Origin of the sequence: Mesorhizobium sp. M0106 (assembly GCF_040322715.1) — a bacterium.
Classification (GTDB): Bacteria; Pseudomonadota; Alphaproteobacteria; order Rhizobiales; family Rhizobiaceae; genus Mesorhizobium.
This window is the reverse complement of record NZ_JAMYUA010000003.1, coordinates 24,802-38,069: the sequence shown is the minus strand read 5'-3', so window position 1 is coordinate 38,069 and position 13,268 is coordinate 24,802. Positions and strand designations below refer to the sequence as shown.

Genomic DNA, 13,268 nt, shown 5'->3' with positions numbered 1-13,268 from the left:
TCAATGACATCACAGTTCAGATCGTATCAGCCATTGACGGCCTGCTTGTGCTGCACCGGATGGGTCTTCTTGAGCAGATCGGAGACCAGGAACGCCAACTCGATCGCCTGGTCAGCGTTGAGGCGCGGATCGCAATGGGTGTGGTAGCGATCCTGCAGCTCTTCGGCGGTGATGGCGCGGGCGCCACCGGTGCATTCCGTGACGTTCTTGCCGGTCATCTCGACATGGATGCCGCCCGGATGCGTGCCTTCGGCGCGATGCACCTCGAAGAAGGTCTGCACCTCCTTCAGGATGCGGTCGAACGGCCGTGTCTTGTAGCCGGCGGCCTCGATGGTGTTGCCATGCATCGGGTCGGACGACCACACCACGCTGCGGCCTTCCTTCTGCACCGCGCGCACCAGCTTCGGCAGGTGGTCAGCAACCTTGTCGGAACCGAAACGCGCGATCAGCGTCAGCCGGCCGGGCTCGTTCTCCGGATTGAGCAGGTCGATGAGCTGCAACAGGCCATCCGGCGTCAGCGACGGGCCACATTTCAGGCCGAGCGGGTTCTTGATGCCACGGCAGTATTCGACATGGGCATGGTCGGGCTGGCGCGTGCGATCGCCGATCCAGATCATGTGGCCGGAGGTGGCGTACCAGTCGCCGGAGGTCGAATCGACGCGGGTCAGCGCCTCCTCATAGCCGAGCAGCAACGCTTCGTGGCTGGTGTAAAAATCGGTCTCGCGCAGCGCGTAATTGGTCTCCGAGGTGATGCCGACGGCTTTCATGAAGTCCATCGTCTCGGTGATGCGGTTGGCGAGCGACTCGTACTTCTCCCCCTGCGGGCTGTCGGACACGAAGCCGAGCATCCATTGATGCACGTTCTCCAGACTGGCGTAGCCGCCCTGGGCGAAGGCGCGCAACAGGTTGAGCGTTGCCGCCGATTGGCGGTACGCCATCTCCTGTCTTGCAGGATCGGGAATGCGCGACTTGGCATCGAACTCGATGCCATTGATGATGTCGCCGCGATAGCTGGGCAGCGTCACACCGCCCTTGGTCTCATTGTCGGACGAGCGCGGCTTGGCAAACTGGCCGGCGACACGGCCGACCTTCACCACCGGCTGCGCGCCGGCGAAGGTCAGCACCACCGACATCTGCAAGAAGACGCGGAAGAAGTCGCGGATATTGTCGGCGCCATGCTCGGCGAAGCTCTCGGCGCAATCGCCGCCCTGCAGAAGGAATGCGTCACCGGCAGCGACGGCTGCAAGCTGCTTCTTCAGCTTGCGTGCCTCACCTGCAAAAACCAACGGCGGAAACGTGGCAAGCTGGGCTTCCGTGTTCCTCAGCGCGGCAAGATCCGGATAGGCAGGAACCTGCTGGATCGGCTTAGCTCTCCACGAATTCGGCGACCATTTCGTCATCGAAGCACCTAACGCTCTTTCACACGGACGCCATCGCCCGCCAATCCGCCCCATATGGGGGTCGCGGCTCCATACACGAAGCCGATTTCCTATTCTAGACCGGAAGTGGTCGCGTGGCGAATGAGCACGGCACGGCGAAAGTGCCGGTGCGGCTGTGCCCAGAGCACCACCGACGCGCTGCTACACCGCCTTCTCCACCAGCCGCGCCAGCTGCGTCATGACAACCGCTGAGCCAGCCAGCCGCTTCTCGGGCGTCGCCCAGTCACGGCTGAAGACGACGCTCTGGTCGGGCCGGATCTTGGCCAGCGAGCCCTGTTCGCCGATGAGCTTGACCAGCCCGACCGGATTGGCGAATTCCCGCTTGCGGAAATGGATGACGACGCCCTTCGGCCCGGCGTCGAGTTTTTCGACATTGGCCTTGCGGCAAAGCGCCTTGATGAAGACGATCTTCAAAAGATGTTCAACCTCTTCCGGCAACGGCCCGAACCGGTCGATCAGCTCGGCGCCGAAAGCATCGATCTCTTCCGTATTTTCGAGATCGCCAAGACGGCGATAGAGCGCCAGCCTGAGCTGCAGATCCGGGACGTAGCTTTCCGGGATCATCACCGCCGTGCCGACGGCGATCTGCGGCGACCAGCCGCCGTCCTGCACCTCGCCGGAATCCTTCACTTCGGCCACCGCCTCCTCCAGCATCTGCTGGTAGAGCTCGAAGCCGACCTCCTTGATGTGGCCCGACTGCTCTTCGCCAAGCAGATTGCCTGCGCCGCGGATATCGAGGTCGTGGCTGGCCAGCTGGAAACCGGCGCCTAGCGTATCGAGCGACTGCAGCACTTTCAGCCGACGCTCGGCTGTATCGGTTAGCTTGCGGTTGGCGGGCAGAGTGAACAGCGCATAGGCGCGTACCTTCGAACGGCCGACGCGGCCACGCAACTGATAGAGCTGCGACAGGCCGAACATGTCGGCGCGATGCACAATCAGCGTGTTGGCAGTCGGAATATCGAGGCCAGATTCGACGATGGTGGTCGACAGCAGCACGTCGTACTGGCCGTCATAAAAGGCATTCATGATATCGTCGAGCTCGCCCGGCGGCATCTGGCCATGGGCCACCGCCACTTTCAGCTCAGGTACAGATTCGCGCATAAAATCATGGATTTCCGCGAGATCGCTGATGCGCGGTACGACGTAGAAGGAATGGCCGCCGCGGTAGCGTTCTCTGAGCAGCGTCTCGCGGATGACCAGCGGATCGAAGGGCGAGATGAAGGTGCGCACCGCCAGGCGGTCGACCGGCGGCGTAGCGATCAGCGACAACTCGCGCACGCCGGTCAAGGCAAGCTGCAGCGTGCGTGGGATCGGCGTCGCCGACAAAGTCAGAACGTGGACGTCGGTCTTGAGATCCTTCAGCCGCTCCTTGTGCTTGACGCCGAAATGCTGCTCCTCATCGATGATCAGCAGACCAAGATTCTTGAACGAGATCGAGGAGCCGAGCAGTGCATGCGTGCCGACGACGATGTCGATCTGGCCTTCGGCGACGCCCCTCTTGGTCTCGGCCAGTTCCTTGGCGCCGACCAGCCGCGAGGCCTGGGCGACGCGGATCGGCAGGCCGGAGAAGCGCTGCGAGAAAGTCTTGAAATGCTGGCGCGACAACAATGTCGTCGGCACCACTATGGCCACCTGAAAGCCTTCCATCGCCCCAATGAAGGCGGCGCGAAGTGCAACTTCGGTCTTGCCGAAGCCGACGTCACCGCAGATCAGCCGGTCCATCGGCTTTCCGGCGCCTAGATCATCCATGACTGAATCGATCGCGGTCTGCTGGTCATCGGTCTCCTCATAGGGAAAACGCGCTGCAAACTCGCCATAGAGGCCTTCCGCCGGCACCAGCGCCGGTGCTGCCCGCATTTGCCGCTCGGCGGCAATGCGGATCAGCTGCCCGGCCATGTCGAGCAGGCGCTTCTTCAGCCGCGCCTTGCGCGATTGCCAGGCGCCACCGCCAAGCTTGTCGAGCGTCGCCTCGGCCGAATCCGAGCCATAGCGCGACAGCAGCTCGATGTTTTCCACCGGCAAGAATAGCCGATCGTCGCCGGCATAGTGGATCTCGAGGCAATCGTGAGGCGCACCAACCGCCTCGATGGTGCGCAACCCGATGAAACGGCCAATGCCATGGTCGGCATGGACGACGATATCGCCTGACGACAAGGCCGAAGCCTCGGCGATGAAGTCGGACGCACGCTTCTTGCGCTTCGAGCGCCGGATCAGCCGGTCGCCGAGAATGTCCTGCTCGGCGACGACGACCAGTTTCTCTGTCTCGAAGCCGGATTCGAGCGGCAGCACGGCCAGCGCCGCCTGCGCTGGCTCAAGCCTTTCGGCTTCGGCAAGCGTCGCCACCGGTTTCAGGTTGCCAAGGTGATGCTCGACCAGGATCTGGCCGAGCCGGTCGAGCGAACCTTCAGTCCAGCCGGCGACGACGACACGGCGGCGTGCAGCGCGCTCGTCGGAAATGTGTTTGACGACGACGTCGAAGACGTTGGCGTTAGGGTCGGCGCGTTCCTCGACGAAGCTGCGGCCATGGCGCGAGCCGGCATGGAACACCTTTTTCGCACCGGCATCGGGCGCGTCGAAGGAGGTGAAGTCGATCGCTTCGCGCGGGCCAAGCGAGGCAATCAGGTTCTCGGGCGACAGATAGAGCAGATCCGGCGGCACCGGCTTGTAGGGCACCGCGTCCTTCAAGGCGCCGTCGGCCTGCTTCTTGCGCGCTTCGTAGTGGTCGAGGATCAGAGTGTGGCGCTCGGCCAGTGCCTCATGCGCCAGATGGTCGAAAACCACAGGCGCATCGGGCAGGTAGTCGAATACGGTTTCCAGCCGCTCATAGAAGAACGGCAGCCAGTGCTCCATGCCGGCAAACCGCCTGCCCTCGCTGACCGCCGCATAGAGCCCATCGTCGCGGGAGGGCGCGCCAAAGGCTTCGATGTAGGCGCGGCGGAAGCGGCTGATGGTTTCCGGCGTCAGCGCGACCTCGCTCATCGCCTGCAGCGCCATCGATTTGCGTTGGCCGATGGTGCGCTGGGTTGCGGTGTCGAAGACGCGGATCGATTCCAGCGTATCGCCGAAGAAATCGAGGCGCAGTGCCTCCGTCCAGCCGGGCGCGAAGAGATCGAGAATGCCGCCGCGCACCGCAAATTCGCCGATGCCGCGCACTGTCGGCACTCGCTCGAAGCCGGAATTCTCCAGCCGCGACACCAGCACGTTCATGTCTATCTGGTTGCCGGGTTTGGCGTGGAAGGTCTGCGCCTCGACGAGTTCAGCCGGCGGAATGCGTTGCAACAGCGCATTCGCGGTGGTGAGGACGACGGCGCGGTGCGGCTTCTTCGCCAGCGCAATCATTGCGGCCAGTGCATCGAGCCGCCTTGCGGCGGCATCGGCGCCGGGCGAGACGCGGTCGTAAGGCAGGCAGTCCCAGGCCGGCAGTTCCAGCACAGGCAGGCCCGGCGCGGCAAAGGCAAGCGCCTCGACGATCGCCGGCAGACGCTGGCCGTCGCGCGCCACGAACAGCACCGGCTTGTCAGGGGCGATCTCGTGCGCAGTCTGCACCAGCGCAAAAGCTTCGTAGCCGTCGGCGACGCCATCGACGATGAACTGGCCGGCGCGGCCTTTCGGCAGACCGATCGTAGGGATAAGGCTCATGGCTACACGTTGTTCAGAAGGTCATCTCCCGGCGCGAAGCCAGGATTTTTTGCAGGACGGCACAGTCGATATCCGCCGGAACCGGGCGTTCGCCAGTGACGAGAGGCAGGAATTCGGTGTCGGGAATGTCGAGGAGCCTCTCATATTGGTCGATTTCGTCGCCGGTCAAGGCGCCGATCTCCGCGTCGGCGAAACTGCCGAGTATAAGGTCCATCTCGCGCATGCCGCGGTGCCACGAACGAAACAGAAGCTTGCGGCGGCGGGCGTCGAGCCCCTCGCTTGATCGTTTCGTTCCGGTCATCTTGCAACATCCTTGCCCAGGCGGCGCATATAGCGTGGATAGAAGGCGGTGTCAGCCTTGCGCTACAGTCGCCGCAACATAAGCTGACATCATGCGTCCCTCCCTCCTCGATCCGCTGTTTGTCCCGATCACCTCGCTTGCCGGGGTCGGGCCAAAAGTTGGCGCCCTGATCGAAAAAGTCGTGGCAGCCGACCTCGGCGACCGGGCCGCGCGCGCCGGGGATCTCTTGTTCGTGCTGCCGCATACTGTCATCGACCGCCGCAACCGGCCTGGCATCGCCGGCTCGGCGGAAGGCGCCATCGTTACGCTCGACGTCCGCATCGACCGCCACCAGCCGCCGCCACGCGGCAACAGGTCGGTCCCGTACCGGGTCTACGCCCATGACGACACCGGCGAGATCGCGCTGACCTTCTTCCATGCCCATGCCGCCTATCTCGAAAAAGCAATGCCCGCAGGCGAGCATGTCGTCGTCTCCGGCCGCATGGAATGGTTCAACGGCCGCCCGACCATGGTTCACCCCGACCATATCGCACTTGCCGGTGACGCGGAAAACCTGCCGCTGGTCGAGCCGGTCTATCCGCTGACCGCCGGGCTCTCGGGCAAGGTGCTGCGCCGGGCCATCGGCCAGGCGCTGGCCCGCCTGCCGGTGCTGCCCGAATGGCAGGACGGTGAGTTCCGGCGCCGCCATGCCTTTCCTGCTTTTAGCGATGCGCTCAACCGCATCCACAATCCTGCCGACCCGATCGACGTCTCTGTCGACGGCGCAGCGTGGCGGCGCCTTGCCTATGACGAGTTCTTGGCCGGCCAGGTATCGCTGGCGCTGGTGCGGGCCAAGGTCCGCCGATTATCTGGCCGGCCACTCGTCGGCGACGGCCGCATAGTCGAACAACTGCGCGTGGCACTCCCCTATTCGCTGACCATGTCGCAGGAAATGGCGCTTGCCGAAATCAACGCCGATCTCGGTGACCCCGAACGCATGCTGCGCCTTTTGCAGGGCGATGTCGGCTCCGGCAAGACGGTGGTCGCGCTGCTTGCCATGGCGCGTGCCGTCGAGGCCGGCGGCCAGGCGGCATTGATGGCGCCGACCGAAATCCTGGCGCGCCAGCATCTGGCAACGATTGCGCCGTTGGCGGAACGGGCCGGCCTGCGTGTCGCCGTCCTCACAGGTCGCGAAAAGGGCCGCGAGCGTGCCGACACGCTGACCGGGCTGGCCAATGGCGACATCGACATCGTCGTCGGCACCCATGCGCTGTTCCAGGAAACGGTGACGTTCCGTGACCTCGTGTTCGCCGTCGTCGACGAGCAGCACCGTTTCGGCGTCCATCAGCGCCTTGCCATTACCGCCAAGGGCGATGCGCCCGACATGCTGGTGATGACAGCAACGCCGATACCGCGGACGCTGGTGCTGACTGCATTCGGCGACATGGATGTGTCGAAGCTGACGGAAAAGCCGGCCGGCCGCCAGCCGATCCGCACTGTCACCTTGCCGCTTGAACGGCTCGACGAACTGATCGGACGCATGCTCGACGCCGTCGCCGATGGCCAGAAAATCTACTGGATCTGTCCGCTGGTCGAGGAATCCGAGGAGATCAAGCTGATGTCGGCCGAGGACCGTTTTGCCTCGCTGAAGCCGCTGTTCGGCGACCGCGTCGGCCTGGTGCATGGTCGCATGAAAGGCGCCGACAAGGACGAGGCGATGCGCGCCTTCAAGCAGGGTGACACCCGTATCCTGATCGCCACCACAGTGATCGAGGTCGGCGTCGATGTGCCTGATGCGACAATCATGGTTATCGAGCATGCCGAGCGTTTTGGCCTCGCCCAACTGCACCAATTGCGCGGCCGGGTCGGGCGTGGCGACAAGCCTTCATCGTGCGTGCTGCTCTACAAGGATCCGCTCGGCGAGACGGCAAAACGCCGTTTGTCGGTAATGCGCGAGACCGAGGACGGCTTCCGTATCGCCGAAGAGGATCTGAAGCTGCGCGGCGAAGGCGAGTTGCTCGGCACCCGCCAGTCCGGCACGCCGGGCTTCCAGGTGGCGCGCATCGAGGCGCATGCCGACCTGCTCGAGGCCGCTCGCGACGATGCGCGGCTGATCCTGTCGCGCGATCCGGAATTGCAGTCCGAACGCGGCACGGCGCTGCGCCTGTTGCTCTATCTGTTCGGCCGCGAGGAGGCCGTGCGGCTCCTGCGTGCCGGCTGAGGCATCGTGTCGAGCGGAGGATTGGCAAGCGCGCCGTGGATCTGCTCGCCGTTCACCGTCACCATTTTGACCGCCGGCGCCACCAAGCCGGCCGACACGATCAGCTTGGCTCCGTCCTCGATTGTCATGTCGAGCAGCACAATGTCGGATTTCGGCACATACATCAAAAAGCCCGTCGTCGGGTTGGGCGTACATGGCATGAATACGGCAATCAGCGGATCGCCTTCCCGGTCGAGCTTCTGGTTGATCTCGGTTTCCTTCTCGCTGGCGACGAAGACCAGCGACCAGACCCCTTTGCGCGGATATTCGACCAACCCGACCTGGCGAAACATGTCGCCCTTGTTCGACAGCACGGTCTCGAAAATCTGCTTCAGCGAACGGTAGATGCCGCGCACCAGCGGCATGCGGCCAAGCAGGCGCTCGCCGAAATTGACGATGGCGCGGCCAACGATATTGGCGGTCATAAAGCCGATGAAGGTGATGAGGATCAAGGCAACGATCAGCCCAAAGCCCGGCACTGGAAACGGCAGGTAGGTGTCCGGATTGTAGCGTACCGGAATGTAGGGTTTCACCCAGGAATCGACCCAGCCGATCAGCGACCAGGCAATGTAGGCAGTAATCGCCAGCGGCGCGCAAACGACGAAGCCGGTCAGGAAATAGTTTCTCAGCCGGGTCATGCCTGAGGTCTTGAGAGCATCCGACATGGTTCACCGCAGCGTGTGTTTGCAGCGCGACACTACTGAACCCCAAGGCGCTTTGGAATGGCGAAGTTTTTAAACGAGACCTATTCCACCGTTACCGATTTCGCCAGGTTGCGAGGCTGGTCGACATCCGTGCCCATGAACACGGCGGTGAAATAGGCGAGCATCTGGATCGGCAGCGCGTAGATGATCGGCGAGATGATTTCCGGCACGTCCGGCAAAACGATCGTCTCCATCCTCTTCACCGTAGCGTGTGCGGCGCCCTTGCTGTCGGTGATCAGGATGATCTTGCCGCCGCGTGCCGCGACCTCCTGCATGTTCGACACGGTCTTTTCGAAGATGCGGTCATGCGGCGCGATGACGATGACGGGCATGTTCTCGTCGATCAGCGCGATCGGGCCGTGTTTCAACTCGCCGGCAGCATAGCCTTCGGCATGGATGTAGGAGATCTCCTTGAGCTTCAGCGCACCTTCCATGGCCAGCGGAAAATTGGTGTCACGGCCGAGATAAAGCACATTCTTGTAGTGCGAGAGGTCGCGCGCGACCTTTTCGATCTGCCCGTCGAGCTTTAGCACCTGGTTCGCATAACGCGGCGCTTCCGACAGCTCGCGTATCAGCGTTTTCTCCTGCTCCTGCGAAATCATTCCGCGCGCCACGCCCGCCCGCACCGCCAGCGAGGCCAGCACCGAAAGCTGGCAGGTGAACGCCTTGGTCGAAGCGACGCCGATCTCCGGGCCGGCCAACGTCGGCAGGATGACGTCGGATTCGCGCGCCATGGTCGATTCGCGCACATTGACGACCGCGCCGATCTTCATGCCGGCCTTGCGGCAGTAGCGCAGCGACGCCAGCGTGTCGGCGGTCTCACCCGATTGCGAGATGAAGAAAGCGGCATCGTTCTTCGACAGCGGCATCTCGCGATAGCGGAACTCCGAAGCGACATCGATGTCGACCGGCAGCCGCGCATAGCGCTCGAACCAGTATTTGCTGATCAGCCCGGCGAGATAGGCGGTGCCGCAGGCCGAGATCGCCAGCCGGTCGATCTTGGCGAAATCGAACGGCAGGTCGAGCGGCTTCGAGACGCCGCTGACGAAATCAACATAATGCGCCAGCGTGTGCGAGATCACTTCCGGCTGCTCATGGATTTCCTTTTCCATGAAATGGCGGCGGTTGCCTTTGTCGACCATGAAGCTCGTGCTGAGCGACTGTTGGCGTTTGCGGTCGACCTTGTTGCCGTCCATGTCGAAGATATCGACCTCGTTGCGGCGCACCACCGCCCAGTCGCCGTCTTCCAGATAGGTGATCGAATTGGTGAAAGGGGCAAGCGCAATGGCGTCGGAGCCAAGGAACATCTGGCCGTCGCCATGACCGACGGCGAGCGGCGGGCCGTTGCGGGCGCCGACGATCAGATCCTCGTCGCCCTTGAACATGATGGCGAGCGCAAAGGCGCCTTCCAGCCGCTTCAGCGCCTTGTGCGCCGCCTCAACCGGCTTCAGCCCCTTGGCCAGTTCGCGCGCCACCAGATGAGCGACGACTTCGGTATCGGTCTGCGAGGCGAAGCTGTAGCCGTCGCGCATCAGCTCGTCGCGCAATTCGGCGAAATTCTCGATGATGCCGTTATGGACGATGGCGACGCCGTCGGAAAAATGCGGATGCGCATTGCTCTCGTTTGGAACGCCATGTGTGGCCCAGCGCGTGTGGCCGATGCCGATCATGCCGCCGAGCGGTTCGTCCTTCAGCCGGCGCTCGAGATTGACCAGCTTGCCCTCGGCGCGGCGGCGGTCAAGCCTGCCGTGCTCGATCGTGGCGACGCCGGCCGAGTCATAGCCGCGATATTCGAGCCTTTTCAGCGCATCGACGATAAGCGGCGCGACCGGCGAGTTACTGACAATTCCAACGATACCGCACATGGCGCTTGCCCCCCGATTCCGACCTCAAACCCGGCGTTATTTAGAGACTGCCGGGCTGTCGCGAAAAATCACATTCCATTTCGTCCGGTATCAGCCGGACTATCCTGCACAGATGCACCATGACAGGGCGCACTTGCAATCCGGTTACTGCAATTGCTCAGTTTCTCCGCTTATGTATCCTATCTCGGCTCAACGGCTCCGGAAATCAGTCAAAGACATGATGCGGCTATGAACGAACGAATTGACACGGTGATGCTTTGGCGTCCGGTTGGGCCCCGCGAACTGGAGTTGATCCAGAGGGCAGGGATGCGCGCCTTTCCTCCTCGACTTGCCGATCAGCCGATCTTCTATCCGGTCACCAGCGAGGCCTATGCCACCCAGATCGCCCGAGACTGGAATGTGCCCGCGAGCGGATCAGGTTTCGTGACGCGTTTCGAGGTGCGTCGCAGCTTTCTGGACCGTTACAGCGTCCAGCATGCCGGCAGCCGGGCGCATCTGGAATACTGGATCCCGGCCGAAGACCTGTCGGCCTTCAACGATGCAATCGTTGGCGAAATCCAGCTTGTCGCCGAGTTCCGCTAGTCTACCCTTTTTTGCGGGCCGCTGCGGCCTCAGAAAAACGCTCTCGCAACTCCTTGCCCTTGCCGGGTAGAGTCCGCTGGCGGGCGCGGCCGAAGGCCAGCGCATCGTCGGGTACGCTTTCGGTGATGACGCTGCCCGAGGCGATGTAGCCGCCCTTGCCGATCGACACCGGCGCCACCAGCGAGGAGTTCGAGCCTATGAAGGCGCCTTCGCCGATATCGGTGAAGAATTTCGAATAGCCGTCATAATTGCAGGTGATGGTGCCGGCGCCGATATTGGCACCGGCGCCGATGCGAGCATCGCCGATATAGGTCAGATGGTTGACCTTGGCGCCCTCCTCGACGATCGCCTGCTTGACCTCGCAGAAATTGCCGACCTTGGCCTTGGTTCTCAGATCGGCCCCGGGCCGCAGCCGCGCGAACGGCCCGACATCGCAATTCGACGCGATGGTGGCGCCTTCGATATGGCTGAAGGCATGGATCTTGGCGCCCGTGGCGATTTTCACGCCCGGTCCGAACCAGACATTGGGCTCGACGATCGTGTCGGCACCGATCTCGGTGTCGTGCGAGAAGAACACAGTTTCGGGCGCGATCAGCGTAACGCCAGAAAGCATCGCCTCGCGCCGGCGGCGCTGCTGCCAGATACCTTCCGCCTGGGCAAGCTCGGCACGGTTGTTGATGCCGAGCGCGTTCTCGAAACTGGCTTCGGTGGCGACCACATCAAATCCCTGCGCAGCGGCGATCTCGACGATGTCGGTGAGATAATACTCGCCCTTGGCGTTCTTGCTGCCGACTTGATCGAGCAGCTTCAGCGCGTGCCTGCCGGCGACCGCCATCAGCCCGCCATTGCAGAAGGTGATTTTCTTCTCCTCGTCCGAGCAGTCCTTCTCCTCGCGGATGGCCACGAGCTTGCCGGCCTTTTCGATAAGCCGGCCGTAGCCCGAAGGATTTTCCGTACGGAAGCCGACTACGACGACGGCCGCACCTTCCGCCAGCTTCAGCCGCGCCGTCGCGAGCGCTTCCGGATCGATCAACGGCGTGTCGCCAAACATCACCAAGATGTCGTCATAACCTTTTGATATTGCTGCGCGTGCGGCAAGCACGGCGTGCGCGGTGCCGAGACGTTTTTCCTGAACGAAAGCCTCGGCCTTCGGCGCAAACTTGAGTGCGGCCTTGCGCATCTCATCGGCGCCATGGCCGATCACCAGCGCCAACTCGCCGCTGCCGGCGGCTTCGGCCGCCTTGACGACATGGGCAACCATCGGCAGGCCGGCGATTGTGTGCAGCACTTTCGGCACCGCACTTTTCATGCGTGTGCCTTCGCCGGCAGCGAGGATAACGGACAGGCAGGTTCTCTGGCTCATGGGATGGCAACCGTTGAAAGGGGTCTGGAATCGAAGCGTTAGTAGCACTGGCGCCATGCTGCACCAATGCGGTTAAATTCCGGTGAGACGGTGGAATCTCCAACCCGCGACACGCCCAAGCCGATCGGCTCAGGCAGCTTCCGCCTCGTCACGTGACGCGAAGGCCGGAGCCCGGCCACGGCCATATTGCCGTGGTGAACAGTTCATGACCCGCTTGAAGGCTGTGCTGAAGGCGCTTTCGGATTCGTAGCCGAGCGACAGCGCGACGACGGCGACGGGATCGCTGGAATTCGTCAGCCGCTCGCCGGCCAGCAGCATTCGCCAGCGCGTCAAATAGTCCATCGGCGACGCGCCGACCGTCTCCTTGAATCTGAGCGCAAAGGTCGATCGCGACATGCCGGCCCGTTCCGCCAGTTCCTGTAACGTCCAGCCATGCGCCGGATCGTCATGCATCGCGCTGATCGCCGCGCCGATCTGTTTATCCGCGAGGGCAAAGAGCCAGCCGATGCCACCTTTCAATCCTTCCGAAAGATGCAGCCGCAGCGCCTGAACCAGCATCATGTGGGCGAGGTGCTGGATCATCAGAAAGCCGCCCGGCTGCGGCTTGCGCAGCTCCTGCATCATCCGCTCCACCGACCAGCGCAGCGCCGACTGGTCCGACTCTTTGCGGATATGCACAATGGCTGGCAGCATCCGCAACAGGATGCCGGCATGATTGCCGCCAAGTGCGAAGCGGCTGCTGACCAGAAAGAAATCACCACCGCCATTGTGGGTCACGACACCGCCGGCTCGCGCAGGCGGAAAAATCTTGACGGCTTCAACAGGCGTCAAGCTCATGTCGCTTGCAAGGCGGAAAGGCCGTCCACGCGGCAGCAGGAAGCAGTCTCCCGTCTCAAGGCGCACTGCGTCAGCAACGCCCTCCACAGATAGCCAGCACCGGCCGGAGACCACCGCTCCGGTCTTGATGCTTTGCTGCTGGTCGGGGAACTGGATCGACCATTCACCACCAGCATCGAAACCGGCCGACATATAGTTTCGCGGCTTCAGCAGCGAGAGCACATCTGAAAGGGGATCCACAGGTCATTCCGGACGATTGCGAAGATAATACGGACTTTACCGCATAGATCGTATTTTCT

9 protein-coding genes are annotated in these 13,268 nt (G+C 62.8%); 2 read left to right on the top strand and 7 right to left on the bottom strand.

What is annotated here, in order from left to right:
• Positions 1-26 precede the first annotated feature (26 nt).
• The 3 genes from NKJ55_RS03680 to NKJ55_RS03670 form a co-directional block, all read right to left on the bottom strand.
• On the bottom strand, positions 27-1,400 hold the full coding sequence (locus tag NKJ55_RS03680) for a class II 3-deoxy-7-phosphoheptulonate synthase (RefSeq protein ID WP_352448710.1): 1,374 nt from the start codon (positions 1,398-1,400) through the stop codon (positions 27-29).
• Between the two features lie 180 nt (positions 1,401-1,580).
• Entirely contained in the window at positions 1,581-5,078 is a 3,498-nt protein-coding gene (mfd, locus tag NKJ55_RS03675; RefSeq protein ID WP_352448709.1) for a transcription-repair coupling factor, read from the bottom strand.
• Between the two features lie 13 nt (positions 5,079-5,091).
• Positions 5,092-5,379, bottom strand: a complete 288-nt coding sequence (locus NKJ55_RS03670; protein WP_023680023.1) for an FAD assembly factor SdhE — start codon at positions 5,377-5,379, stop codon at positions 5,092-5,094.
• A gap of 91 nt (positions 5,380-5,470) precedes the next feature.
• On the opposite strand from NKJ55_RS03670, the gene recG reads away from it, so the two are divergent.
• Positions 5,471-7,579 (top strand): ATP-dependent DNA helicase RecG, encoded by a 2,109-nt coding sequence (recG, locus tag NKJ55_RS03665; RefSeq protein ID WP_352448708.1) that lies wholly within the window; start codon positions 5,471-5,473, stop codon positions 7,577-7,579.
• Here recG and NKJ55_RS03660 read toward each other — a convergent pair.
• Both NKJ55_RS03660 and glmS read right to left on the bottom strand, forming a co-directional pair.
• Positions 7,531-8,283: a DUF502 domain-containing protein gene (locus tag NKJ55_RS03660; RefSeq protein WP_023680026.1), complete on the bottom strand. Its 753-nt coding sequence runs from the start codon at positions 8,281-8,283 to the stop codon at positions 7,531-7,533. The genes recG and NKJ55_RS03660 overlap by 49 nt on opposite strands.
• 80 nt (positions 8,284-8,363) lie before the next feature.
• Positions 8,364-10,187, bottom strand: coding sequence for a glutamine--fructose-6-phosphate transaminase (isomerizing) (gene glmS / locus NKJ55_RS03655; RefSeq protein WP_352448707.1), 1,824 nt, complete (start codon positions 10,185-10,187; stop codon positions 8,364-8,366).
• A gap of 228 nt (positions 10,188-10,415) precedes the next feature.
• Between glmS and NKJ55_RS03650 the strand changes: the two genes are divergently transcribed.
• Positions 10,416-10,769 carry an ADP-ribosylation/crystallin J1 gene (locus NKJ55_RS03650; protein WP_352448706.1) on the top strand — a complete coding sequence of 118 codons (354 nt, stop codon included), beginning with the start codon at positions 10,416-10,418 and terminating at the stop codon, positions 10,767-10,769.
• 1 nt (position 10,770) lies between these two features.
• Here NKJ55_RS03650 and glmU read toward each other — a convergent pair whose 3' ends face one another.
• Positions 10,771-12,132, bottom strand: coding sequence for a bifunctional UDP-N-acetylglucosamine diphosphorylase/glucosamine-1-phosphate N-acetyltransferase GlmU (gene glmU, locus NKJ55_RS03645; RefSeq protein WP_352448705.1), 1,362 nt, complete (start codon positions 12,130-12,132; stop codon positions 10,771-10,773).
• Positions 12,133-12,261: 129 nt separating this feature from the next.
• Complete coding sequence (locus tag NKJ55_RS03640; RefSeq protein WP_352448704.1) at positions 12,262-13,209, bottom strand: AraC family transcriptional regulator; 948 nt, start codon at positions 13,207-13,209, stop codon at positions 12,262-12,264.
• Positions 13,210-13,268 lie beyond the last annotated feature (59 nt).

Bases quoted from the DNA above. Each gene is read 5' to 3' on its own strand.
- NKJ55_RS03680 (WP_352448710.1), bottom strand. From the start codon at position 1,400: ATGACGAAATGGTCGCCGAATTCGTGGAGAGCTAAGCCGATCCAGCAG.
- mfd (WP_352448709.1), bottom strand. From the start codon at position 5,078: ATGAGCCTTATCCCTACGATCGGTCTGCCGAAAGGCCGCGCCGGCCAG.
- NKJ55_RS03670 (WP_023680023.1), bottom strand. From the start codon at position 5,379: ATGACCGGAACGAAACGATCAAGCGAGGGGCTCGACGCCCGCCGCCGC.
- recG (WP_352448708.1), top strand. From the start codon at position 5,471: ATGCGTCCCTCCCTCCTCGATCCGCTGTTTGTCCCGATCACCTCGCTT.
- NKJ55_RS03660 (WP_023680026.1), bottom strand. From the start codon at position 8,283: ATGTCGGATGCTCTCAAGACCTCAGGCATGACCCGGCTGAGAAACTAT.
- glmS (WP_352448707.1), bottom strand. From the start codon at position 10,187: ATGTGCGGTATCGTTGGAATTGTCAGTAACTCGCCGGTCGCGCCGCTT.
- NKJ55_RS03650 (WP_352448706.1), top strand. From the start codon at position 10,416: ATGAACGAACGAATTGACACGGTGATGCTTTGGCGTCCGGTTGGGCCC.
- glmU (WP_352448705.1), bottom strand. From the start codon at position 12,132: ATGAGCCAGAGAACCTGCCTGTCCGTTATCCTCGCTGCCGGCGAAGGC.